The organism is Pseudomonas sp. AP19, assembly GCF_001728855.1.
In the GTDB taxonomy this organism is placed as follows: Bacteria; Pseudomonadota; Gammaproteobacteria; order Pseudomonadales; family Pseudomonadaceae; genus Aquipseudomonas; species Aquipseudomonas fluorescens.
The window spans coordinates 32751-58034 of the sequence record NZ_LXJP01000017.1 but is presented as its reverse complement, the minus strand read 5'-3'; the positions used below and the strand labels follow the sequence as shown (position 1 = coordinate 58034).

Here is a 25284-nt window from a genome sequence, read left to right as displayed (position 1 = left end):
GATTATAACGACGGTTTCCCCGCTGTGCCATCCGAAAAGTCTGAAACCCGCATATGAAGAAAGGCCTCGGCAAAAAGCTCGGGCGGCAGCGGTAGGCTGACGATGTAGCCTTGCATCTGTTCACAGCCTTCGGCGGCGAGGAAGGCCTGTTGCGCGGCGTTTTCCACGCCTTCGGCGATGATGGTGAATTGCATGCTGTGGCCCAGGGCGATGATGGCGCGCACGATGGCGGCGTCGTGGGGGTCGTCGGGCAGGCCGCGTACGAAAGACTGGTCGATCTTGAGGAAGTCCAGCGGCAGGCGCTTGAGGTAGCTGAGCGATGAATAGCCAGTGCCGAAATCATCAATCGCCAATTGCACGCCCAGGTGTTTGAGCTGGTGCAACACCTCCAGCGCTTCTTCGGCCTGGCTCATGATGAAGTTCTCGGTGATTTCCAGTTGCAGGCAGCCGGGCTCCAGGCGGTAGTCCCGCAACAGTTGTTCGATGCGCGCCAACAGGCCGGGATGACGCAGTTGCGCGCCGGCGAGGTTCACCGACAGTGGGCCGAAATCCTCGAACGTGTCTTTCCACAGGTGCATCTGGCTGCACGCTTGTTCCAGTACCCAGTCGCCAATCTGCAGGATCATGCCGTTCTCTTCGGCCAGGGCGATGAAGTGCTCGGGCGGTACGTCGCCGAAGGTCGGGTGGTGCCAGCGGATCAACGCTTCGGCGCCGATCAGTGCCTGCGTGTCCAGGCTCAGTTTCGGTTGGTAATACAAAAACAGCTCTTCACGCTCGATGGCGCGGCGCAGTTCGTGCTCCAGTGCCACGCGCTCGTTGGCTTGAGCGGTGAGGTCGCGGGTATAGCTTTCGACGCGGTTGCGGCCCTTGGCCTTGGAGCGGTACATGGCGGCGTCGGCGTTTTTGACCAGAGTGGCAACGTCGGTGCCGTCCTGCGGGTACAGGCTGGTGCCGATACTGGCGCTGATAAAAAACTCATGCTCGCCGGCCTGGAACGGTGGGGTAAAGCAGGCGAGCAGCTTGTTAGCCAGGTGCTCGGCATCGCTGGCTTGTTGCAGGCCGGGCAGCAGGATGATGAATTCGTCGCCGCCCAGGCGCGCCACGGTGTCGACGTCGCGCAGTTGCTCCTTGAGCCGCACGGCGATGTCCTTGAGCAACAGGTCGCCAACGGGATGGCCAAGGCTGTCGTTAATGTGTTTGAAACGGTCCAGGTCGAGGAACAACACGGCACCCTGGTTACCGCTTTCCTGCTGGCCATTAAGTGCCGCCTGCAAACGGCTTTCAAACAGGGTGCGATTGGGCAGCCCGGTCAGCGGATCATGATGGGCCTGGTAGTCGAGGCGGGCCTGGGCATGCTTGAGGCTGGAGATGTCGGCAAACACCGCGACAAAGTGTGTGACCACTTGATCGCGGTTGCGCACGGCACTGATGGTCAGCCAACTGGGGTACAGTTCGCCGTTCTTGCGGCGGTTGGAAATCTCACCTTGCCAGTGTCCATAAGCGGTCAATTGGTGCCACATTGCCGCATAGAATGCGCTGTCATGCAGGCCGGAGGCGAGCAGACGCGGCGTGCTGCCGAGGGCTTCGGCTTCGCTGTAGCCGGTGATTTCGCTGAAGGCGCGGTTGACGGCGCTGATGTTCTGCCGGGTGTCGGTGATCAATACCCCTTCGGCCGTACTTTCGAACACGGTGGCGGCCTGTTGCAGTTTTTCCTGCATGAGTTGGCGCTCGGTAATGTCCCGCGCGATGGTCAGCATGCAATTTTCATCGGCAATGGGCAGCGGGCGGCTGGACACTTCGCACAGACGAATTTGCCCATCACTGCGTCGTATATGGCAGACGAAATCGCGGACAAAACCGTCGCGCTTCAACAGTTCCAGCATGTGCCTGCGCTCGTTGAGGTCGACCCAGATGCCCAGGTCCAGGGTTGACTGGTCAAGTGAGGTTGCGCTGGTGTACCCGGTCAGTCGGCTGAAACCCTCGTTCACTTCAATCAGTAACCCATCGCTTTGGCGGCTCAGCAGCAAGCCATCGGGGGACGCGTGGAAGGCTTTGGCGAATTTCTCTTCGGAGGTTTGCAGCTGTTGTTGGGTTTCCTTGAGCTGGCTGATGTCACGCACCACCACGACCAGGGCCTCGGTGGTGTCGAGCTGGAACGGCTCCGCGGAGATCAGCCCGGTAAACGCTTGGCCGTTGCTGCGCCGAAAGGGCATTTCCAGGTTGCGCACGCTGCTGCTTTGGACCCGTTGCAGCAGGTCGGGGCCGACGCCCTGGATGCCCCAGATATTCAGTTCGGTGGCGGTTTTGCCGACGACTTCTTCGGCGCTAAGGCCAATCTGGTCCTCGAACGCTTTATTCACTTCAAGCAGGCAGCCATCGGACATCCGCGCAATCACCAGGATGTCCGGGCATTGCTGGAACACCGAGGCAAATTTCTGCTCGGACAGTTGCAAGGCTTCTTCGGTGCGCTTGGCTTCGCTGATATCGATCATCAGGCCGCGTAGCACCGGCTCATGCCCGTGCTCGATGAGGCTGACAATGTCGCGCACCCACAAGCAGCGGCCGTCGGCGGTAATCACTCGATAATCGATGCTGTGGTCGCGGTTGGCGCGCGTTTCCCGGTAGCAATAGGCTTCAGCGCGCGTCAGGTCGGCAGGGTGGATGATGTTGCGCCAAAAACCTGGAATCAGCCAATGGGCGCGCGGGTAGCCCAGCAGTTCTTCGGCATGGGGTGATACGTAGCTGTAGGTGAAATCGCTGATGCTGGCTTCCCAGGCGATGGCGGACAGGCTCTCGACCAGGCCGCGATAGTGATATTCACTGCTGCGCAATTCCTGCTCAAGGGCGACCCGCCGGGAAATTTCCGAGCTGAGTCGCCGATTGATCCGAATCACAATGGCCAGCACGGTGCTCAACAACAACACCGCCGGCAGGCCGTATTTCAGTAAGTCGACCCAGAAGGTGCGGTGATCGGTGACGCTGCCGACCCAGTGTTGCTGGATCGCGTCGGTTTCGTCTGAACTGAGGTCGGCGAGGACTTTGTCCAGAATGCCCACCAGCATTTTCTGATCGCGCGGCACCCCCATCGCCAACTGATAGCGGTAGGGGGTTTCGCCGCTGACGTACAACCCATCGAGTTTGAGCTGGCGCAGGCTCCAGACGCTGGATGCCAGATCGCTGATTACGGCATCCACTTCGTCAGTGGCCAGTGCTTGCAGGGTCGAGCTGACATTGGGCATCGCCACTAAATTGAGGTCGGGGTGGTGGGTGCGCAGCAATTCATGAGGCGCGTAGTTCTCGACGACCGCGATCTTCAAGCCATACAGGTCCTTGAGGTTGCGCGGTTGTGCGCCGCCCTCATGGGCGAGGATGATGATGGGGAAGTCCAGATAGGGCCGTGTGAAGGCCAGGTAGTTCTGGCGCTCCGGTGTGGACATGATGCCGGGCAGCAGGTCGAGCTGGTTGTTCTTTGCCTGCTCAAGCACGGCGGTCCAGTTGACGGGCTCGACCAGCTTGATCCTGACGCCCAGGCGGTCCTGGATCAGGCGAACATAATCGGCAGCCAGGCCTTGGTAACGGCCATTTTCATCACGGTATTCGAAGGGTGGCCAGGAAGCGTCCACCCCCAGGCGCAGCTCCTGATGGTCCGCCAGCCAGCCACGCTCTTCATCGGTGAGAGTCAACGCGCCAGCCGTTGCGGTCCAGGTCAGCAGCGACAGCAGTATCACAGTCGGCAGTCTGGGCATAACGGTCTCGTTATGGCACGGGGAATGTTTCGAGTGTAGACGGGCATTGCGGGGGAGGGGGATTGCGCGGCAGTAAATCTGTAGAAAGTAATCTGCAGAAAGCAAAACCCCCGGCCTGGGCCGGGGGTTCTGGTATCACTCGTCGAGGAAGGAGCGTAGATGCTCGCTTCGCGTCGGGTGGCGCAACTTGCGCAGTGCCTTGGCTTCGATCTGACGGATCCGTTCACGGGTCACGTCAAACTGCTTACCGACTTCCTCAAGGGTGTGGTCGGTATTCATGTCGATGCCGAAACGCATGCGCAGTACCTTGGCTTCACGGGCAGTGAGGCCGGACAGTACGTCGCGAGTCGCTTCTTTAAGGCTCTCAACGGTAGCCACATCGATGGGCGACTGCATGGTCGAGTCTTCGATGAAGTCACCCAGATGGGAGTCTTCGTCATCACCAATCGGCGTTTCCATGGAGATCGGCTCTTTAGCGATCTTCAATACCTTACGGATTTTATCCTCAGGCATTTCCATGCGTTCGCCCAGCTCTTCCGGCGTCGGTTCGCGACCCATTTCCTGCAACATCTGCCGGGAAATACGGTTGAGCTTGTTGATGGTCTCGATCATGTGCACCGGAATACGGATGGTGCGGGCCTGGTCGGCGATCGAGCGAGTGATCGCCTGACGGATCCACCAGGTGGCATAAGTCGAGAACTTGTAGCCGCGACGGTATTCGAACTTGTCCACAGCCTTCATCAAGCCGATGTTGCCTTCCTGGATCAGATCGAGGAATTGCAGGCCACGGTTGGTGTACTTCTTGGCGATGGAGATCACCAGACGCAAGTTCGCTTCAACCATCTCTTTCTTCGCGCGGCGGGCCTTGGCCTCACCGATCGACATGCGACGGTTGATGTCCTTGATCTCAGCAATCGTCAGACCGGTTTCGGTTTGAAGCGCGGTCAGCTTCTGCTGGCAACGGATGATGTCCGGCTGCAGGCGACCAATGGCTTCGGCGTACTTCGCCTTGCCTTTGGCCAGTGCGTCGGTCCAGCTTTCATCCACTTCGTTGCCCGGGAACTGGCGCAGGAAGTCGGCACGCGGCATGCGTGCATCACGTACGCAGAGCTGCATGATTGCGCGCTCTTGGGCACGCAGACGCTCAAGAGCACTGCGCACACGCTCAACCAGGCCTTCGAATTGCTTCGGCACCAGCTTGATTGGCATGAACAGCTCAGCCAGGGCCACCAGCTCGGCAATTGCCAGCTTGTTGCCGCGACCGTGCTTTTTCAGAGCCTTGCGGGTGATTTCCATTTGATCGGAAACCGCACCGAAACGCTGGGCAGCGATGATCGGGTCCGGGCCGCTTTCGACTTCATCTTCGTCGTCGCTGCTGGCTTCAGCATCGTCGTCGTCGGTGTCGTCGTCGGCTTTAGGGGCCTTCGGGTCGACGGGCGGCGGTACTTCGGCGGCAGGCGGCGCAATGCCGTCGTCCGGGTCGATATAACCGCTCAGAACGTCGGACAGGCGACCACCTTCGGTGGTGACGCGGGTGTACTCGGAGAGAATGTGGTCAACCGTGCCAGGGAAGTGCGCAATTGCGCCCATCACTTCGCGGATACCCTCTTCGATACGCTTGGCGATTTCAATTTCGCCTTCGCGTGTCAGCAGCTCGACAGTACCCATTTCACGCATATACATGCGCACCGGGTCTGTCGTGCGGCCAATATCGGTCTCTACTGCAGCCAGCGCGGCAGCGGCTTCTTCAGCGGCGGCCTCGTCGGTATCAGCGTCGGCCAGCATAAGGGAATCCTTATCTGGCGCGACTTCGAATACGTTGATCCCCATGTCATTAATCATGCGGATGATGTCTTCCACCTGCTCTGGATCTGAAATATCCTCAGGCAGGTGGTCGTTGACCTCCGCGTAAGTCAGGTAACCCTGCTCACGACCGAGTGTGATCAACTCTTTGATACGAGACTGCTGTTGCGCTTTTCCGGACATAACACCCTATCCACTGAAGGTCTTGGCGGGCAAAAAACAAGCCGAGGATTATACCCGAGCTATGACCTCACACGCCAGCTGAGGTCGGGTTTGATGCGGAAACATTCTGTTTTAAGAGGTCACGCATCTGTTTTGCTATCTGAATTTGCTCTTCAGCCGACAATCCCGGCTGCCTCGCTCTTTTGATGAGTTCATCGAGGGTCTGCGTATGCTGACCCGCTGATAACCTAGTAATGGTGTCTAAAAACTGTTGTTCAAGGTTATCGCCGTCAATTAGCCACTCCTTTTCCGCAAGTGCTTTAAGAAGGCGGCCTTGTTCGGTGCCATGCCAACGAGCCATCAACTGAATTGAGTTTAGCTTAGGATTTTTCTGTACCGCCTCGATCAAGGCGATCAGTACCTGAGCATAGGTGTTGCTCTCGTTGGCAAAATGCTCGGCGCTTTCGACCCTTTCCGCCAATTGCGGGTGGTGAATAAGCGTGCGCAACGCAATAAGCGTCGGGGCTTCTACCGCGACGGGGGTGCGTGGAGCGTAGGGCTCATCGCGATCACCGCGCTTACCGTTCTTGCTCCAGGGTTTCTTGTCCCATTTTTTACCGCCGGCGCCGGGCTTTTTCGGTGTCCACTCCTGCTGGGGCGCGTAGGCCTCCTGCGGTTGGTGGAAGTCGGAATAGTCCGGCATGGCGTCGTAATCCATGCCTGGGTCGTACGCGGGTGGCGCGTCTTGCGGTGCGTTGTGTACCAGCTGGCTGACGGCTTCGCCGCTCAAGCCGGTGATTTCCAGCAGTCGCATGCGCATCAGTGATTTCAGGTTGGCGCCCGGCACTTTGTCGATCAGCGGTGCCGCAAGGGTGGCCATGTGGGCCTTGCCTTCGAGGGAGCGCGGGTCGGCTTCTTCAGTCAGCTGCTGGAAGAAATAGTCCGCCAGGGGCTGCGCATGCTGATTAATGCGCGCGCGGAAAGCGTCGGTGCCTTCGGAGCGCACCAGGGTGTCCGGGTCTTCGCCTTCCGGCAGAAACAAAAAGCGCGCACGGCGCCCATCCTGCAGGCTCGACAGCGTGGCTTCGAGTGCGCGCCAGGCGGCGTTACGGCCAGCCTGGTCACCGTCGAAGCAGAACAATACGCTGGGCACCACGCGAAACAGGCGTTTCATGTGTTCTTCGCTGGTGGCGGTCCCCAGCGTGGCGACGGCATTGCGCAGGCCCTGCTGGGCGAGGGCAATCACGTCCATGTAGCCTTCCACCACGATGATTTCATCGAGGTTGCGATTGTTTTTGCGCGCCTCGAACAGGCCGTAGAGTTCCTGGCCTTTATGAAATACCGGGGTTTCCGGGGAGTTCAGGTACTTGGGTTTATCGTCCCCCAGCACTCGGCCGCCGAAAGCGATGATCCGGCCACGGCTGTCGCGGATCGGGAACATCACGCGGTCGCGGAACCGGTCGTAGCGCTTGCCCGTCTCGGCGTTTTCCACCAGCAGGCCGGCGTCGATCATCGCCTTCTGTTGCAGCGTGTCACTGCTCAGGTGCTTGTACAGGTTGTCCCAGCCAGGCGGGGCGAAGCCGAGGCCGAAGTCCCTGGCGATCTCGCCCGTGAGGCCGCGGCCCTTGAGGTAATCGACGGCAGCCTTGCGCTGCGGATGGCTTTTAAGCGCCTGACGATAGAAGTCGGCAGCGGCCGTCAGCAGCGGGTACAGCGGCGAATCGGTGGGTTGTCGCGGTTTGTGCGGGCGACCACTTTCTTCGCGAGGGATCTCCATGCCGGCGGCTTTCGCCAGTTCCTCGACAGCCTGGGGGAAGTCCAGGTTGTCGTGGTCCATGATGAAGCCGAGGGCATTGCCGCCCGCGCCGCAGCCGAAACAGTAGTAGAACTGCTTGTCGGGGCTGACGCTGAACGACGGGGTTTTTTCTTTGTGAAACGGGCAGCAGGCGGTGTAGTTCTTGCCAGCCTTCTTCATTTGCACGCGCGAGCTGACAACATCGACGATGTCGGTGCGGTTCAGAAGGTCGTCAATAAAGCTCTGGGGAATTAGCCCGGCCATGGCGTTCTCGTCATCACTGCGTGTCAATGAGGCCCGTGAAGTGCTCGGGCGCGCAAATTGTGCGGCTCGATCAACTGTCGTCTGCTTGGGCTGTCAGGAAGTGTATCTGCCGAACATTCACTGACGTTAATTTCAATCAGATTTCGGCATGGAAATGTTGCCCGGGAGTCCGGTCTTGGCCGTTTGCGGGCCTCGGAAGCTCATCGGTGGGCGCAGTCGATCTGTTGATCGCCTGTTAAAAAATAAGTGTGCTCGTCAGTAGCCTTGTTAGGCTCGTCAGAAGAGACGCGCACCGCTGGCAGAAGAGCCAGTCCTGACGTTTGAAGCAGTGTCTCGGTCGCGTGTGCGGCGTCGACGATGAAGCATCAAGCGATATCCGCAAATGCCAACAGCCCGGCTGAGGGCCGGGCTTGGCAGAAGCTTGCTACGAACGTCTGTGTATTAGTACAGACGAACGGCGCGGCGCTGTTCGCGCTGAACTTTCTTGGCGTGACGCTTAACAGCGGCTGCTGCTTTACGCTTACGCTCAGAAGTTGGCTTCTCATAAAATTCGCGGCTACGAACTTCAGCCAGAACACCGGCTTTTTCGCAGGAGCGCTTGAAACGACGCAGAGCTACGTCGAAGGGTTCGTTCTCTTTTACTTTGACGGCTGGCATCCAGAGCTACCTTCTTTCATTACCGGGAATCAACGTTCTCGTCGCAAAAAATTCGCGGCTGAGGTCGTCGGTTTTTAAGGGTTGCGGATGTTAACCCCTCATTGCCCGGAATGCAAAGCCTCTGATCGAAAACCGCTAGTCGGGAGGGGGAGTGGCGACTATTATGCGCGCCTTCGAATTCAGCCTCTACAAGGCGCAAACCCATGCTAGTACTGGGACTTGAAACCTCCTGCGACGAAACCGGTGTCGCACTTTACGACAGTGAACGCGGGCTTTTGGCCGATGCGCTGTTCAGTCAGATCGACCTGCATCGCGCCTACGGCGGCGTGGTGCCGGAGCTGGCCAGCCGTGATCACGTCAAACGCATGCTGCCGTTGATTCGCCAGGTGTTGGACGAGGCCGGCTGCGTGCCGACCGAGATCGATGCAATCGCTTACACCGCTGGCCCTGGATTGGTCGGAGCCCTGCTGGTTGGGGCCTCTTGCGCTCAGGCACTGGCGTTTGCCTGGGGCATTCCTGCCCTGGGTGTGCACCACATGGAGGGGCATTTGCTGGCCCCGATGTTGGAAAAAACACCGCCAGAGTTCCCGTTCGTCGCTTTGTTGGTTTCCGGCGGCCATACGCAGCTGGTTCAGGTCGATGGAATAGGCCAATACACGCTTTTGGGCGAGTCTCTGGATGACGCGGCCGGCGAAGCTTTCGACAAAACCGCGAAGATGATGGGCCTCAATTACCCTGGTGGGCCGGAAATCGCCCGTCTTGCCGAAAAAGGCGTCCCAGGCCGCTACACGTTCCCGCGCCCGATGTGTGATCGCCCTGGCCTGATGTTCAGCTTCAGCGGCTTGAAAACCTCGGCGCTCAACACGTGGCAGCAGAGCGTCAGCGCCGGGGACGACAGTGAGCAAGCCCGTTGCGACATCGCGCTGGCGTTCCAGCAGGCCGTGGTGGAGACTTTAACCATCAAGTGCAAGCGAGCCCTCAAGCAGGCCGGCATGAAGCGCCTGGTGATCGCGGGCGGCGTCAGCGCCAACAAGGCCCTGCGCACCTCGCTGGAAAAAATGCTCGGCGACATGAAGGGCGATGTGTTTTACGCGCGCCCTGAGTTCTGCACCGACAACGGCGCAATGATTGCGTATGCCGGTTGCCAGCGCCTGCAGGCCGGCCAGCATGAGAGCCTGGCGATCAGCGTGCAGGCACGCTGGCCGATGGAACAACTGACACCGTTGTAAGCGGCGGATGTGAGCCGGGCTCATCGAAGGTATTTAAAAATGCCGTTCGCGCCCGGCAAACAGGTCGCGTAAATTGCCGCGGTGGCGCCAGACGATCAGCAGCGTCAGTACGCTCATCGGCAGCAGCGCTGCCGGTTCTTGCCAAGCCAGTAATGGCAGGGTGAGCGGCGTGGCGATCAGTGCGGCCAGGGAGCTTGTACGGGTCAGGTAGAACGTCAGTAACCAGGCGAGCACGGCCAGCAGCGCTGCCGGAGGGTAAATCCCCAGCAACATGCCGGCCGCCGTGGCGACACCCTTGCCACCGCGAAAGCGGAAGTACAGCGGAAACAGATGGCCCAGGACGGCAGACACGCCCACCCAGGCTTGTTGTTGCAGGCTAAGGCCGAGGTAGTTGGCGAGCAGCACGGGCAGCAGGCCCTTGCACACGTCGCCCAGCAGCGTCAGCACGGCGAGTTTCTTGCCGGCCAGGCGCAACATATTGGTGGCGCCGGCATTGCCTGAGCCACTCATTCGCGGGTCGGGATTTCCCGTCAGGCGGCTGAGCAAAATGGCGAAGGACAGCGAGCCGAGCAGGTAGGCGAGAGTCGCCAGTAACCAAAACATGCTAACTATTCCGGGCGAGGACGCCCTGATTCTAACGGGGCAACGCGCCCTTGTCGTGCTGCGGAGAAGAGCTTGGACAGAGTGTTTATCGAAGGCCTGGAAGTCGACACCGTGATCGGGGCCTACGACTGGGAGCGCGGCATCAAGCAATGTCTGCGTCTGGACCTGAGCTTTGCCTGGGACAACCGCCCGGCTGCGGCGGGTGACGATCTGACCCTGGCGCTCGACTACGCCAGCGTATCTGCGCGTATCCAGGCCTTTGCCGAGCAATCCCAGTACCAGTTGGTAGAAACCTTTGCCGAGCGTCTGGCCGAAGTGCTGATGCGTGAATTTCAGATTCCCTGGCTGCACCTCAAGTTGACCAAGCCCGGCGCCGTACCGGCCGCCAAAGGCGTGGGCGTGGAGATCGAGCGCGGATGTCGCTAACTCAGATTTACCTTGGCCTTGGCAGCAATATCGAGCGCGAGCGCCATTTGGTCGCTGGCCTGGATGCGCTGGCGAGCTTCTTGATCGATGTGCGCTGTTCTCCAGTGTTCGAAAGCCAGCCGGTGGGCATCAAAAGCGGGCCATTCTTCAATCTGGTGGTGTCGGCCTATACCGACCTGCCGCTGATGGAGCTGGATCGTCGGTTGAAATTCATCGAGGCCGATAATGGTCGCTATGCCCCGGACCGCAAGGGGCTGCCGCTGGACATCGATGTGTTGCTGTACGGCGAGCTGGTGGGCAATTTCGATGGCTTGATCCTGCCGCGAGCAGAGATCCTGAAAAACGCCTTTGTGCTGTGGCCGCTGTCGTTGATGGCGCCCGATCGTGTGCACCCGGAGGCGGGCAAGACATTGGCGCAGCTATGGCGCGATGCGCAGATTGATCAAGTGCTGGCGCCCGTCGGTTTTGAGTGGCAGGGCCAGCAGCTGACGCCGGACGCGCCCCTATAGGGCGCGTTGTTCTTTGTAGACTTTCAACACCCTGAGCCGCTCACGCTTGAGCGCCTCACCGAGCTCGGGGCCTTTGAAACCTTTCTCCAGTAAAGGCGCCACAGGCACCTCGCGTGCCGCTTTCGCCGCGCCGCGTAAATAATCCGCTTGTGGATAACTTCTTTGCTCCAGGCCTTTGCGGCCCCGCGCGTCCATTTCACAGCTCACCACGAATTCTTCAAAACGCTGTGGCCTGCGATAAACATCGAAACTCTGCAGCAACTCCAACAATGTCGAAGCTTTCAGCTCCAGCGCGCGATGGCCATGGGTGTGATATTGGCCGACAAGCAGGGCCAGTTCCTGACAATCCTTCGGCACCTTGAAGCGCTCGTTCATCGCCTTGATCAGCTTCAGGCCGGTATGTTCGTGGGCAATATGCTGCGGCAACTTATCCACAGGTGTCAGGCCTTTGCCCACGTCATGCAGCAGGCAAGCCCAGCGCACGGTGAGCGGCTGTTGGTGCAGGGCCGCCTGTTCCAGCACGCTCAAGGTATGTAGGCCGGTGTCGATTTCCGGGTGATGGGCTGCGGGTTGCGGTACGCCGAACAGGGCGTCCACTTCCGGCATCAGGGTTTTCAGCGCGTTGCAGTCGCGCAGTACTTGAATAAAGACCTGAGGCTGATCCTCCATCAGCGCCCGGGAAATTTCTTTCCAACTGCGCTCGGGTGTCAGGGCGTCCAGTTCGCCGGATTCGCTGAGCTGGCGCATCAGCTCTATCGTTGGCGGCGCGACGGTAAACCCGAGGTGAGCGTAACGTGCTGAAAAGCGTGCAACGCGCAGTACGCGGAGGGGATCTTCGGCAAACGCGGGGGAAACGTGACGCAAAAGACGCGCTGCCAAATCACGCTGGCCGTGATAGGGATCGGTCAGGTTGCCGTCGTCATCCTCCGCCATGGCATTGATGGTCAGGTCGCGACGAATCAGGTCTTCTTCCAGCGTCACCTCGGGGCTGGCATGGAACACAAACCCCCCATAACCCCGGCCGCTCTTGCGTTCGGTGCGGGCGAGGGCGTATTCGTCGCCGTTTTTGGGGTCCAGGAATACCGGAAAGTCAGCACCCACCGGCTTATAGCCCTTGGCGAGCATTTCTTCGGTGGTTGCGCCGACAACAACCCGGTCGATGTCGGTGACCTTGATGCCCAGCAAGCGGTCACGCACCGCACCGCCGACTTTGTAGATTTTCATGAAAAAGCCTCCATTAGCGGCACAGGATAACGCCTGTGCCTGACCAATGGAGGCTTTGCTGTTTCAGAGATGAACGACGGCCAGGTCCAGGCGGCCGTAGTCGTTGTCGTTGTGATCACTGCGTGGCGGTACGTGGTGGGTCTTCATCACTTGATCGCCCTGCAGGGTTTCCAGGTGAATGTCGAAGCCCCATAACCGATGCAGGTGCTTGAGCACTTCCTCGGTGGATTCGCCCAGAGGTTTGCGGTCGTGCTGTTGATGGCGCAGGGTCAGCGAGCGGTCGCCGCGTACATCGATGCTGTAGATCTGCACGTTAGGCTCACGGTTGCCCAGGTTGTACTGCGCCGCCAGGGTTTCACGGATGGTGCGGTAGCCGGGTTCGTCATGAATTGCCGGCACCACCAAGTCATCCTTGAGGTCGTCATCCATGATGCTGAACAGCTTGAGGTCGCGAATCACCTGGGGTGACAGGTACTGCAGGATGAAGCTCTCATCCTTGAAGCTGCTCATGGCGAACTTGATGGTCGACAGCCAATCGCTGCCGGCGATTTCCGGGAACCAGCGACGGTCCTCTTCGGTGGGGTGCTCGCACATGCGCCGGATATCGCGATACATCGCAAAGCCCAGCGCGTAAGGGTTGATGCCACTGTAATACGGGCTGTCAAAACCGGGCTGGAACACCACGCTGGTATGCGAGGTGAGGAACTCCATCATGAAGCCGTCGGTGACCAGGCCCTCGTCATACAGGTCATTCATCAAGGTGTAGTGCCAGAACGTGGCCCAGCCTTCGTTCATCACCTGGGTCTGACGCTGTGGATAAAAGTACTGGGCGATCTTGCGCACAATGCGCACGATTTCCCGCTGCCACGGTTCCAGCAGTGGCGCGTGTTTTTCCAGGAAATAGAGGATGTTTTCCTGAGGTTCGGCGGGGAAGCGCGCATTGTCTTTGTCGCTGTTCTTGCCGGCGCGTTTTGGAATGGTGCGCCACAGGTCGTTGATCTGTTTCTGCAAGTGCTCCTCGCGCTCCTTCTGGCGCAGGCGTTCTTCCTCGGCAGAAATCGGGTACGGACGTTTGTAGCGATCAACCCCGTAGTTCATCAGGGCGTGGCAGGAATCGAGCAAGTCCTCCACCGCGTCGATGCCATGGCGCTCCTCGCACTGCATGATGTACTGCTTGGCGAACACCAGATAATCGATGATCGAGCTGGCATCGGTCCAGGTGCGGAACAGGTAATTGCCTTTGAAGAAGCTGTTATGCCCGTAGCAGGCATGGGCCACCACCAAGGCCTGCATGCAGATGGTGTTTTCCTCCATCAGATAGGCGATGCACGGGTCGGAGTTGATGACGATCTCGTAGGCCAGGCCCATCTGGCCGCGGGTGTAGGACTTTTCAGTGCTGAGGAAGTGCTTGCCATAGGACCAGTGGTGATAACCCAAGGGCATGCCGACCGACGCATACGCATCCATCATCTGTTCAGCGGTGATGACTTCGATCTGGTTAGGGTAAGTGTCCAGGGCATAACCCGCCGCAATACGGCTGATTTCCCGGTCATAGGCCTGGATCAGTTCAAAGGTCCACTCGGACCCCGTGGAAATGGGTTGGCGCTTATGCGCTTTGGCCGTCATGTCACTAACCTGCGCTGGAAGAGTTCACGGAAGACCGGGTAGATATCGCCGGCCGAGACCAGTTGCTGCTGGGCGAATGTATCGGCAAAGGCTTCGCCGATGCGCTCGTACTCGAACCACAGGGCCTGGTGCTCACGGGGAGTAATTTCGACATACGTGTAGTACTGCACAAACGGCATGATCTGGTTGATCAGGATGTCGCGGCAGATGGGCGAATCATCGTTCCAGTTGTCGCCATCGGAAGCCTGGGCGGCGTAGATATTCCACTCGTTGGCCGGGTAGCGCTCGGCCATGATCTCCTGCATCAGCTTCAACGCACTGGACACGATAGTGCCGCCGGTTTCCCGCGAGTAAAAGAACTCCTCTTCATCCACTTCCCGGGCGCTGGTGTGATGGCGGATAAACACCACGTCGATCTTGTCGTAGTTCCGCTTCAGAAACAGGTACAGCAGGATGAAGAAGCGCTTGGCGATGTCCTTGGTGGCTTGGGTCATGGAGCCCGACACGTCCATCAGGCAGAACATGACCGCTTTGGAACTCGGGTTGGGTTGCTTCACCAGCAGGTTGTATTTGAGGTCAAAGGTATCAAGAAACGGCACACGGTGAATTCGCGCGCTGAGCTTCTCGATTTCTGCCTCGATTTCCTGGATATCGCCGAAGTTGTCCGGTTCTTCGCGCTTCAAGCGCGCCAACTCTTCCTTGGCCTGTTTCAGTTTGGCGCGGCTGCTGCCCGACAGCGCGATGCGGCGTGCATGAGCCGAGCGCAGGGTGCGGATGATGTTGATCCGTGACGGATTGCCCTCGTTGCTGATCCCGGCGCGCACGGTTTTGAACGTATCGGTGCCGGTCAGGTTGCGTTTGACCAGGTTGGGCAGCTCCAGGTCCTCGAACATGAATTCGAGGAATTCTTCCTGGGTAATCTGGAACACGAACTCATCCATGCCTTCGCCGGAGTTACCGGCTTTGCCCGGGCCCTTGCCGCCGCCGCCACCTTGGGGGCGTTGGATGTGCTCGCCGGTGGTGAACTCCTTGTTGCCGGGGTGCACGACGGTCTGTTTGCCGCCCCGGCCATGGTGCAGCACCGGTTCGTCGATGTCCCGTCCGGGAATGCTGATTTGTTCGCCGTGCTCCATGTCGGTGATGGAGCGGCGGCTGACGGCCTCTTCAACCGCCTTTTTGATGTGGTCACGGTAACGCCGCAGGAAACGCTGGCGGTTTACCGTGCTCTTGTTCTTGCCATTAAGGCGTCGGTCGATCACATAGCTCATGGGGAGCCCTCCGGGCAGCTTCACGTTACAAGCTTCAAGCCGCGAGCTGGAAGCTTAGAGACAAGCGGTAAGCCGCCAGGCCTGGGGCCCGGCAGCATGCGCCCGTCGCTGCCTTACTGTGATTTGCGAACCCGCAGATACCACTCGGAGAGCAGCCGTACCTGTTTGTCGGTGTAGCCGCGCTCGACCATTCGTGTAACGAAGTCGTTGTGTTTTTGCTGGTCCTCTTTGCTGGCCTTGGCGTTGAAGCTGATGACCGGCAGCAGATCCTCGGTGTTGGAGAACATTTTCTTCTCGATAACCACCCGCAGCTTCTCGTAGCTGAGCCAGGTAGGGTTCTTGCCGTTGTTGTTGGCCCGGGCACGCAGTACGAAGTTGACGATTTCGTTGCGGAAATCCTTCGGATTGCTGATGCCGGCTGGTTTCTCGATCTTTTCCAACTCCTCGTTGAGGGCCACGCGGTTGAGGATTTCGCCGGTTTCCGGGTCGCGGTATTCCTGGTCCTGAATCCAGAAGTCGGCGTACAGCACGTAGCGGTCGAAGATGTTCTGGCCGTACTCGCTATAGGACTCCAGGTAGGCGGTCTGGATTTCCTTGCCGATAAACTCGATGTAGCGCGGCGCCAGGTATTCCTTGAGGAAGCGCAGGTAGCGTTCGCGGGTTTCCGCCTGGAATTGCTCCTGTTCGATCTGCTGCTCCAGCACATAGAGCAGGTGCACCGGGTTGGCGGCGATCTCGTGCGGGTCGAAGTTGAAGACCTTGGAGAGGATCTTGAACGCGAAACGGGTGGAAAGGCCGTTCATGCCCTCATCCACGCCTGCCGTGTCGCGGTATTCCTGGATCGACTTGGCCTTGGGGTCGGTGTCCTTGAGGTTTTCGCCGTCGTACACGCGCATCTTCGAGTAGATGTTCGAGTTTTCCGGCTCCTTGAGGCGCGAGAGCACGGTGAATTGCGCAAGCATCTTCAGGGTGTCAGGCGCGCAATGGGCCTTGGCCAGCGAGCTGTTGAACAGCAGCTTGTCGTAAATCTTGATCTCGTCGCTGACCCGCAGGCAGTACGGCACCTTGACGATGTAGATCCGGTCGATGAAGGCTTCGTTGTTCTTGTTGTTGCGGAAGGTATGCCATTCCGATTCGTTGGAGTGGGCCAGCAGGATCCCGGTGAACGGAATCGCGCCCAGACCTTCGGTACTGTTGTAGTTGCCTTCCTGGGTTGCGGTCAGCAGTGGGTGCAGCACCTTGATCGGCGCCTTGAACATCTCCACGAATTCCATCAGGCCCTGGTTGGCCCGGCACAGTGCGCCCGAATAGCTGTAGGCGTCGGCGTCGTTCTGCGGGAATTCTTCGAGTTTGCGGATATCGACTTTACCCACCAGGGCCGAAATGTCCTGGTTGTTCTCATCGCCGGGCTCGGTTTTGGCGACGCCGATCTGGTTGAGGATCGACGGGTACAGTTTCACCACGCGGAACTGGCTGATGTCACCGCCGAACTCGGCGAGGCGCTTGGTGGCCCAGGGCGACATGATGGTATTGAGGTAGCGGCGCGGAATGCCGAAGTCCTCTTCGAGGATCGCGCCATCTTCCGTGGCGTTGAACAGGCCCAGTGGCGACTCGAATACCGGCGAGCCCTTGATCGCGTAGAAGGGCACCTTCTCGATCAGTTGTTTGAGTTTTTCAGCCAGGGACGACTTGCCGCCGCCGACCGGGCCGAGCAGGTAGAGGATCTGTTTCTTCTCTTCCAGGCCTTGGGCGGCATGGCGGAAGTAGGAGACGATCTGGTCGATGCATTCTTCCATGCCATGGAAGTCTTCAAAGGCCGGATAGCGGCGAATCACCTTGTTGGAAAATATTCGCGACAAGCGCGAATTGTTGGCGGTTTCCACCAGTTCCGGCTCACCAATTGCCAATAGCAGACGTTCGGCGGCAGACGCGTAGGTGCTGCGGTCCTGCTTGCACAGCTCAAGATACTCTTGCAGCGTGAGCTCTTCCTGCTGTGTGGACGCGAAGCGTTGTTGGAAGTGGCTAAAGATACTCATGACGTCGTCACCTCGCTCGATACGTGGAGCCGACGCCGGATCAATCAGTCGATGCTGGCAGTCATTGGTGATCGCCAATGCCTGTTTTCCCCCCAGAACACCCTCAAACGCTACCGATGACCCGCACGCCGGTGTACCGGCTCTCCCCTGATTCGGATGGCCTGCGCTTAAGGATAGTTCGGAATCCGGGAGTTCAAGGCGCGATGCGCAATTAGTTGGCTGCGCCGTTCGTCAGAAACGGCGCGAGCCCAAGCGTCACGCGGGGTAGCGGGGTGTGAAAAAAATTATTGCGAATCGCCGGAGGCAATTTCTGCAGGATAGGTCGTACGCCACAGCTCAAAGCCGCCGTCCAGGCTATAGACGTCGGAGAAGCCCTGGCTGATCAGGTAGGCGGCCGCGCTCTGGCTGGAGTTACCGTGATAGCAGGCCACGATCACCGGTGCGTCGAGGTCGGCGGCGCGGATGAAGTCGGCGATGTTGTGGTTGTCCAGATGCTGCGCGCCGCTGATGTGAGCCGCTGCATAGGTCGGCTGGTCACGGATGTCGACCACCACGGCACCTTGCTCGCGCAGGGCCTGGGCTTGTTCGGGAGGGATACGTTTGAATTCGCTCATGGCGGGCTCCTATGGCTTGGCGGCCGGCAGTGTCACAGAAAGGGGGGATTCACACTGGCAGCTCAGGCGCTCGCCGGTGTCGATGTTCATCAGGGTCATGGCACCGCCCCACACACAGCCGGTATCGAGGGCGAATACACCCGGCTCGTCGCACTTGCCTTCAAGGGCAGCCCAGTGGCCGAAGATGATTTGCGTGTCGTGGGTCTTGCGCTCCTTGTGGGCAAACCAGGGCTTATAGCCAGGCAGCGCGGTGTCGGCGCCTTCCTTGCTTTTGAGGTCCAGTTTGCCATCGGCGGTGCAGAAGCGCATGCGCGTGAAGTAGTTGGTGATCACGCGCAGGCGCGCCACGCCGGTAAGGTCGCTGTCCCACTTGATGGGCTCATTGCCATACATGCCGTCGAGGTAAGCGGTGTAGAGGCTGTCATCGGCCAGTGCGCTTTCCACTTCAGCGGCACACTTGAGGGCTTTCTTCAGTGTCCACTGGGGCGGGATGCCAGCATGGACCAAAGCCATGTTGCGGCCTTCGTCGTAATGCATGAGCTTTTGCCTGCGCAGCCAATCCAGCAGTTGCGCGCGATCCGGCGCTTCAAGGATTTCGCGCAGGGTGTCACTTTTTTTCAGGCGTTCGATGTTGTTGCCGGCGGCTAACAAGTGCAGATCATGGTTGCCCAGTACACACACCAGGGAATCGCGCAGGCCATACAGAAAGCGCAGGGTTTCCAGGGACTCGGGGCCGCGATTGACCAGGTCACCCACCAGCCACAGGCGATCGCTTGCCGGGTTGAAGGCAACCCGCTCCAGCAGGCACTTGAGGGGTTTCAGGCAGCCTTGCAGGTCGCCGACCGCGTACGTCGCCATCAGTGCAGGGCTCCAGGCACGGCGAGGCGGAAGGGCGCGATGATGGCGTCGAACAATTTACCGTCGGTGGCTTTCATCTGATACGAGCCTTGCATGGTGCCGACTTTGGAGGTCATCACCGTGCCGCTGCTGTAGGTATGGCTGGCGCCGATGTCGATCAATGGTTGCTGGCCAACCACACCGGCGCCGCGCACTTCCTCAACCTGACCGTCACCGTCGGTGATCACCCAGTGGCGCGACAGCAGCTTGGCCGGCACCTGCCCGTTGTTCTTCACCGTGATGGTGTAGGCAAAGGCGAAACGGTTATGTTCGGGTTGCGATTGGTCAGCAAGAAAGCGGGTGACGACGCTGACGTCGATCTGGTAGCGAGGATCGGACATGCAAGAGGCCTTAAAAGCAAAAGCGGAGGACAGCAGATGCGGATCAGTCTAGGCCATCAGCAGGGCACTAGGCCAGACATGCTGTCTGGCCCATGCATGGCAGGCTTCAGTCCGCGGTGGGCGCAGGCTGGATGGCAAGCTGGTCGGCCAGGCGCACGAACGCGGCCAGGTCCAGTTGCTCGGGGCGCAGGCTGCCATCGACGCCGGCCGCTTCGATCTCAGCGTTGCTCAGCAGCGCCTTGAGCGTGTTGCGCAGGGTTTTGCGGCGCTGGTTGAATGCTTCGCGCACCACCCGCTCCAGTAACTTGTGGTCCTTGGCCGGGTGCGGCAGTACGGCGTGAGGCACCAGGCGCACGATGGCCGAGTCGACCTTCGGCGGCGGATTAAACGCGCCAGGGCCAACGTTGAACAGGTGTTCCACACGGCAATGGTACTGAACCATGATCGACAGGCGGCCCCAATCACCACCACCAGGGCCCGCCGCCAAACGCTCAACCACTTCTTTTTGCAGCATGAAGTGCATGTCGCGGATGATCCCGGCGTTGTTCAGCAGGTGGAAAATCAGCGGTGTGGAGATGTTGTAAGGCAGGTTACCGACCACCCGCAGGCTGTTGGGCGCGGCATTGAGGCTGTTGAAGTCGAACTTCAGCGCATCGCCCTGGTGCAGGTTGAAGTTGGACTTGCCCGCAAACTGCTGGTTGAGGATCGGGATCAGGTCCTTGTCCAGTTCAACCACGTCCAGTTGACCGCCACTGGCCAGCAGGCCTTGGGTCAATGCACCCTGGCCCGGGCCGATTTCCAGCAGGCGGTCTTCAGGTTTGGCATGGATGGAGCGCAGAATGCGGTCGATCACGCCAGCGTCGTGCAGGAAGTTCTGCCCGAAGCGCTTGCGCGCCCGGTGTTGGTAATGCTCGGTCATATACGGGTCTCGGCCATCTGATAGGCGGTTTCCAGGGCCACGTGCAGGCTGCCGGTATCGATCTTGCCACTGCCCGCCAGGTCCAGGGCCGTGCCATGGTCGACGGAGGTGCGGATGATCGGCAGGCCCAGAGTCACGTTGACTGCGGCGCCGAAGCCTTTGTATTTCAGCACGGGCAGCCCCTGGTCATGGTACATCGCCAGCACTGCGTCGCAGTGCTCCAGATATTTGGGGGTAAACAGAGTGTCCGCAGGCAGTGGGCCACGCAGGTCCATGCCTTCTTGGCGCAGACGCTCTAATGTCGGTTCAATGATGTCGATTTCTTCATGGCCCAAATGGCCGCCTTCACCGGCGTGCGGGTTAAGCCCGCAGACCAGGATTCGGGGTTGGGCAATGCCGAATTTTTGTTGCAGGTCGGTGTACAGGATGCGCGTGACGCGCTCCACGCGCTCGGCGGAGATGGCGTCGGCGATATCGCGCAGCGGCAGGTGCGTGGTCACCAGGGCCACGCGCAGGCCGCGTGTGGCAAGCATCATCACGACTTGAGCCGTGTGGGTCAGTTCGGCAAGGAACTCGGTATGGCCGGAAAAGGCGATGCCGGAGTCGTTGATGACACCTTTGTGCACAGGGGCGGTGATCATGCCGGCGAAGTCGCCGTCGATACAGCCTTGGCCGGCACGGGTCAGGGTTTCCAGCACAAACGCCGCATTGGCCTTGTTCAGTTGCCCGGCAACGACCTTGGCCGCAAGGGGGGTATCCCACACATACAGGCTGCCTGCGGGGGCCGGCAGGTCTGGCCAATGGCCCGGCGCCACGTCCAGCAAACTGACGGCCACGCCCAGCTGCGCGGCCCGCTCAAGGAGCAGGTCGCGGCTGGTAATGGCAATCAGGGGATGTGGCTGGGGTTGCGAGGCGAGGAGCAGGCACAGGTCTGGACCAATGCCGGCCGGCTCGCCGGGTGTGACCGCGAAACGCTGTGGTTTCACTTCGGTGCCTGGTCGGTGCCTGTTTGCTCGGCGCCTGGCAGCTTGTTTTCCACGTAGGCTTCGTCACGGATCTGACGCAACCAGGTTTGCAGCTCTTCGTCGTACTTGCGGTTACGCAATACGCTCAGGGCTTGTTGCTCGCGGGCCTGGGTGGTGTTGTCGGTCGCGCGGCGGCCAAGAACTTCCAGTACATGCCAGCCATATTGAGTCTTGAACGGCTTGGACAAAACGCCTTGCGGGGTCTTGGCCATCACGTCCTGGAACTCCGGCACCAGCGCTTTCGGGTCAATCCAGTTCAGGTCGCCACCGTTGAGGGCCGAGCCCGGGTCTTCCGAGAAGCTCTTGGCCAAGGTGGCGAAGTCTTCACCGCCTTCAATGCGGTCATAGATCTTCTGGGCCAGTTCCTTGGTTTGCGCCTCGGTACGGATTTCGCTTGGTTTGACCAGGATGTGACGAACATGTACTTCGTCTTTCAGCGAGGTCTCGCCGCCGCGTTTTCCCAGCAACTTGAGGATGATGAAGCCGCCCGGTGTGCGTGCTGGCTGGGTAATTTCACCCGGCTGCATGGCGCTCAGTTCACGGTCAAACGGAGGTGGCAATTGAGCGGCTTTACGCCAGCCCATGTCACCGCCGTCCAGGGCGTTGTCGCTGCCGGAGACGGCAATTGCCGTCTGGGCAAAGTCAGCGCCGGCTTTCAAACGGTCATAAACGGCCTGAGTCTTTGCGGCGGCGGCATTGAGCTGCTCGGCGTTAGCGCTGTCCGGTGTCGGGATCAGGATGTTGGCCAGGTGCAGTTCTTCGGAGAGCTGCATCTTGCCCAGGTCCGACGCCAGGAAGTTTTTCACTTCCTGCTCGGACACCTGAACCCGCTCGGCCACACGGCGCTGACGCACACGGCTGATGATCATTTCACGCTTGATCTGGTCACGGGCGTCCTCATAGGACAGGCCGTCGTGGGCCAGAGCGGCTTTGAACTGGTCAATGCTCATGTTGTTGCGCTGAGCGATGGTGCCTACTGCCTGGTTGAGTTCTTCGTCCGAAATACGGATGCCGGAACGATCGCCGATCTGCAGTTGCAGGTTTTCGACGATCAGGCGTTCCAGCACCTGTGGATCGAGCACGCTGGTCGGCGGCACGCCGCCACCACGTTTGGCGATGGTCTGCTGAACTTCCTTGACCCGTTGGTCGAGTTGGCTCTGCATGATCACGTCGTTATCGACAATGGCCACAACTTTGTCCAGCTGTTGAACCGCAGCGTGTGCCGATGCGGCCCCCAGGAACAGCGCGCCCAATACTAGCGGGCGCACGCAATCAGAAAGCTTGGTCTTCACGTTCACGATAACCTTCAATGCCTTTGTCGAGGAAGCTCTCTACCTTGGCGCCGGTCAGGCCGCCGAGTCCTTTAAGGACGATCTGGAAGAAGAGCCCGTGGTCACCCTTTTCGTTCAGCGGGGCGATCTGGCTGTATTCGTCGTTGGAAACCCAGTAACGGTTGATCACACGCAGTTTCCAGCAGCAGTTGTCGTACTCGAAACCACCGAAGGCTTCCAAAGTGCGGTTGCGGGCATAGTCATACTGCCAGCGGGTGATCAGGTTCCACTGGGGAATGATCGGCCACATCATCGAGAAGTCGTGTTGCTGGATTTTGTAGTAATCCTTCACGTAGTTAGGATCGCCAGGCTGACCGAAGTCACCGCCAAACTGGTACTTACCGGTCAACTGGTTATAAACCACTTGGTCGTTGCGATAGCGATAACCGAGGTTAACAACCTTGTTCGGGTTGTCTTCCGGCTGGTAGTGGAACATGGCACTGCCGGAACGTGGGCTACGTGAAGTAGGGTCCCAGTTGTAGTCTGCTGTGGCGCGCCAATCGCGGTTGAAGCGGAACTCATAGTCCAGCGCAATTGGGGAGACGTTCTCGGTCGCATCGTCGCGCGTAGAGGCCAGAATACCTGGCAGCTGGACTTCGCGATCCTTGAAGTAAACGGCTTGGCCGACGCTCACACGCTGACGTTCAAAGCCATTCTCTTCGATCCAGCGGCTGGTGACGCCCAAGGAAAGTTTGTTCTCGTCGCCAATCCGGTCGGTGCCGCTGAAGCGGTTGTCGCGGAACAGTGAGGCATAGCTAAACGAGTATTCACTGGTGTCGAATACCGGGATGTCACTCTGGTCCTTATTCGGGACATAGAGATAGAAAGCACGCGGCTCCAGGGTCTGGCGATAGTCTTTGCCGAACCAATTGGTATTGCGGTCGAAGTACAGGCCGCTGTCGATACTGGCGATCGGAACTGCACGGTCTTGGGAGCTTTTGAAGACGCCACCAGCATATGGATTAGCTGCGGTTGCGTTTGCCTGCGCTTGAATAATGTCGTTCTTGCCTTGGCTATCCAAGTCCAGATCGTACTTGGTGTAGACGTACTTGAGCTTCGGCGTAATAAAGCCGTAGGTCGAGGTCATCGGGTACTCGACGGCCGGAGCGATGTTCAAGCGGTCGCCGTTTGCACGGGTCAAGCCGTTTACATAATCATCCAGTCGCTTACTACCGATGGCAACACCGTTCGCATCGTACGGGCCACCGTCCTTGTCGAAAATATTGCCACTTCTGAGGTCCCGGTCAAATCGAACGGCTTCAGTCTCATAGGTGAAGTTCACCCCGCCCGGATGGTACGGCAGCGTTCCATTAAAGGTGATCTGCGGTAGCCGGTCATACGGAGTGATCTGCGAGATCGTCGCCAGTTGGTAAGCTTGCAGGTTCAGTCGAGCCTGGAAGCTGTCACCGCGATAGGTCACCGCACCCTGCTGGTTGACGAAGTCCTGAGTCTTGATGCCTTCCTGGTTGGACTTCAAGTCTTGGTAGTAGAAGGGGTCGCTGATCTTGGTGTAGTCGACCAAAGTCGAGACACGCGAATCAAGCCCGCCCTTGTGCTGCCAGTTGAGCATATAGCGGGTTTTTTCGTAGTCGCTCTGCTTTTTGCGTTCATCGCTGTCGTCGTTCAGGTACGCGCCGCCAAACTGACCTTCGCTGGACTTGGTGAGGTAGCGGAATTCGCCTTCCATCAACAAACCGCGTTTGGTCATGTATTGCGGGTACAACGTGGCGTCGTAGTTCGGCGCCAGGTTGAAGTAATACGGCGTAATCAGGGTAAAGCCAGTTTCCCCACCGGTGCTGAAGCTCGGCGGCAGGAAGCCGGATTGACGACGGTTGTCGATCGGGAAATAGATGTACGGGGTGTACAGGATCGGGATGTTCTTGATCCGCAACGTCGCGTTGGTCGCCGTACCGAAACCGGTGGCCGGGTTCAACGTGATGTTGTTGCCCTTGAGCTGCCAGGCGTTGCTGTCCGGCTCGCAGGTGGTGTACGTACCGTCTTTAAGACGGATGATCGCGTTCTCGGCACGCTTGGCGTACAGCGCGTTACCGCGGATGCGCGACTTGTGCAGCACGTATTCGGCGTTGTCGATCTGAGCGGCGCCGGTGTCGAGCTGGACCTCTGCGTGGTCGCCCACGATCAGGGCACCGTTGTCGCGCAGACGAACGTCGCCATTCAGCTCGCCACGGTTCTCGGCCTGATACAGACTGGCTTCCTGAGCCTCCATCTGCATGCTGCCCTGGCGCATGACGACGTCACCGGCCAGGGTTGCGACTTGTTGTTCCTGCTCGTAGCGAGAGGCCTTGGCACCGATGAAGGTCGGCGTATCGCTTTTGTCCGTCTTGTCGTTCATGCCAGGACGGGTCGGCTCGATGTACGCGCCGGAGCAATACGGACCGGTTTCGGCCAGCTGGGCCGCGGTCAGCTTCTCGCGAGGCACCCAGTCCAGGTGGCTGTAGTCGGCGCTGCGCGAACGCAGGCCACGGCCCTTGGCTTCGGTGACCAGCGCGGTCTTCGGTTCAGCGTCGCCGCTGCCGCCAGCGTCGGCTTGCGCCGTGCTGCCAGCCGGGCTGACGGCTGCGCCGTCATGCACTGGGCGCGGTGGCAATGGGGCTGCGGCGGTTTTCGGCGCGCAATCCCAGGCACCCGAAGCAGAGACTGAGCAGTCATACTGTTCCGCGGCGACCACGAATGAGGTGGCGAAAGGTTGCATGGCCAGCAGACTGCCGGTTACCAGCAACGGAAATTTTCTACGAAACGCGGGGGATTTCAATGCCATCTTATTAGTCCGGGCTTCCTGCGTGCCATC

The 25284-nt window shown here is 59.4% G+C and carries 19 protein-coding genes; 3 read left to right on the top strand and 16 right to left on the bottom strand.

What is annotated here, in order from left to right; translation table 11 throughout:
• Positions 1–2: 2 nt before the first annotated feature.
• From A7D21_RS14310 to rpsU, 4 genes are all read right to left on the bottom strand, one after another.
• On the bottom strand, positions 3–3746 hold the full coding sequence (locus A7D21_RS14310; RefSeq protein WP_053258329.1) for an EAL domain-containing protein: 3744 nt from the start codon (positions 3744–3746) through the stop codon (positions 3–5).
• 135 nt (positions 3747–3881) lie between these two features.
• The gene (gene rpoD / locus A7D21_RS14305) at positions 3882–5732 is read right to left on the bottom strand and encodes an RNA polymerase sigma factor RpoD (RefSeq protein ID WP_053258328.1); all 1851 of its coding nucleotides are present in this window, start codon (positions 5730–5732) and stop codon (positions 3882–3884) included.
• A 67-nt stretch (positions 5733–5799) separates the two neighbouring features.
• Positions 5800–7770, bottom strand: a complete 1971-nt coding sequence (gene dnaG, locus A7D21_RS14300; protein WP_053258327.1) for a DNA primase — start codon at positions 7768–7770, stop codon at positions 5800–5802.
• Positions 7771–8211: 441 nt separating this feature from the next.
• Positions 8212–8427: a 30S ribosomal protein S21 gene (gene rpsU / locus A7D21_RS34345; protein WP_002551877.1), complete on the bottom strand. Its 216-nt coding sequence runs from the start codon at positions 8425–8427 to the stop codon at positions 8212–8214.
• Between the two features lie 203 nt (positions 8428–8630).
• Here rpsU and tsaD point away from each other — a divergent pair, with 203 nt between their 5' ends.
• Positions 8631–9656: a tRNA (adenosine(37)-N6)-threonylcarbamoyltransferase complex transferase subunit TsaD gene (tsaD, locus tag A7D21_RS14290; RefSeq protein WP_053258326.1), complete on the top strand. Its 1026-nt coding sequence runs from the start codon at positions 8631–8633 to the stop codon at positions 9654–9656.
• Positions 9657–9689: 33 nt separating this feature from the next.
• Here the strand turns inward: tsaD and plsY are convergent, their stop codons facing one another.
• The gene (plsY, locus tag A7D21_RS14285) at positions 9690–10259 is read right to left on the bottom strand and encodes a glycerol-3-phosphate 1-O-acyltransferase PlsY (protein ID WP_053258325.1); all 570 of its coding nucleotides are present in this window, start codon (positions 10257–10259) and stop codon (positions 9690–9692) included.
• Between the two features lie 72 nt (positions 10260–10331).
• On the opposite strand from plsY, the gene folB reads away from it, so the two are divergent.
• Complete coding sequence (gene folB, locus A7D21_RS14280) at positions 10332–10685, top strand: dihydroneopterin aldolase (RefSeq protein ID WP_053258324.1); 354 nt, start codon at positions 10332–10334, stop codon at positions 10683–10685.
• Entirely contained in the window at positions 10676–11194 is a 519-nt protein-coding gene (gene folK / locus A7D21_RS14275; RefSeq protein WP_053258323.1) for a 2-amino-4-hydroxy-6-hydroxymethyldihydropteridine diphosphokinase, read from the top strand. The genes folB and folK overlap by 10 nt, the downstream gene beginning before the upstream one ends.
• On the opposite strand, the gene A7D21_RS14270 is transcribed toward folK, so the two are convergent.
• The 11 genes from A7D21_RS14270 to A7D21_RS14220 form a co-directional block, all read right to left on the bottom strand.
• Positions 11189–12418: a multifunctional CCA addition/repair protein gene (locus A7D21_RS14270; RefSeq protein ID WP_053258322.1), complete on the bottom strand. Its 1230-nt coding sequence runs from the start codon at positions 12416–12418 to the stop codon at positions 11189–11191. The genes folK and A7D21_RS14270 overlap by 6 nt on opposite strands.
• A 63-nt stretch (positions 12419–12481) precedes the next feature.
• Positions 12482–14044 (bottom strand): SpoVR family protein, encoded by a 1563-nt coding sequence (locus tag A7D21_RS14265; protein WP_053258321.1) that lies wholly within the window; start codon positions 14042–14044, stop codon positions 12482–12484.
• Complete coding sequence (locus A7D21_RS14260; RefSeq protein WP_003194735.1) at positions 14041–15312, bottom strand: YeaH/YhbH family protein; 1272 nt, start codon at positions 15310–15312, stop codon at positions 14041–14043. Before A7D21_RS14260 ends, A7D21_RS14265 begins: the two co-directional genes overlap by 4 nt.
• A 113-nt stretch (positions 15313–15425) precedes the next feature.
• A complete protein-coding gene (locus tag A7D21_RS14255; protein ID WP_003194732.1) occupies positions 15426–17348 on the bottom strand; it encodes a PrkA family serine protein kinase in 1923 nt (640 codons plus the stop codon).
• Between the two features lie 284 nt (positions 17349–17632).
• A complete protein-coding gene (gene glpE, locus A7D21_RS14250; RefSeq protein WP_053258320.1) occupies positions 17633–17962 on the bottom strand; it encodes a thiosulfate sulfurtransferase GlpE in 330 nt (109 codons plus the stop codon).
• 9 nt (positions 17963–17971) lie between these two features.
• On the bottom strand, positions 17972–18820 hold the full coding sequence (locus tag A7D21_RS14245; RefSeq protein ID WP_053258319.1) for a symmetrical bis(5'-nucleosyl)-tetraphosphatase: 849 nt from the start codon (positions 18818–18820) through the stop codon (positions 17972–17974).
• Positions 18820–19200, bottom strand: a complete 381-nt coding sequence (gene apaG / locus A7D21_RS14240) for a Co2+/Mg2+ efflux protein ApaG (RefSeq protein ID WP_069551974.1) — start codon at positions 19198–19200, stop codon at positions 18820–18822. Before apaG ends, A7D21_RS14245 begins: the two co-directional genes overlap by 1 nt.
• A 106-nt stretch (positions 19201–19306) precedes the next feature.
• On the bottom strand, positions 19307–20119 hold the full coding sequence (gene rsmA, locus A7D21_RS14235) for a 16S rRNA (adenine(1518)-N(6)/adenine(1519)-N(6))-dimethyltransferase RsmA (protein ID WP_053258317.1): 813 nt from the start codon (positions 20117–20119) through the stop codon (positions 19307–19309).
• The gene (pdxA, locus tag A7D21_RS14230; RefSeq protein WP_069551973.1) at positions 20116–21105 is read right to left on the bottom strand and encodes a 4-hydroxythreonine-4-phosphate dehydrogenase PdxA; all 990 of its coding nucleotides are present in this window, start codon (positions 21103–21105) and stop codon (positions 20116–20118) included. The genes rsmA and pdxA overlap by 4 nt, the downstream gene beginning before the upstream one ends.
• Positions 21102–22436, bottom strand: coding sequence for a peptidylprolyl isomerase (locus A7D21_RS14225; RefSeq protein ID WP_073638414.1), 1335 nt, complete (start codon positions 22434–22436; stop codon positions 21102–21104). The genes pdxA and A7D21_RS14225 overlap by 4 nt, the downstream gene beginning before the upstream one ends.
• The gene (locus A7D21_RS14220) at positions 22417–25254 is read right to left on the bottom strand and encodes an LPS-assembly protein LptD (RefSeq protein WP_069551971.1); all 2838 of its coding nucleotides are present in this window, start codon (positions 25252–25254) and stop codon (positions 22417–22419) included. The genes A7D21_RS14225 and A7D21_RS14220 overlap by 20 nt, the downstream gene beginning before the upstream one ends.
• Positions 25255–25284 lie beyond the last annotated feature (30 nt).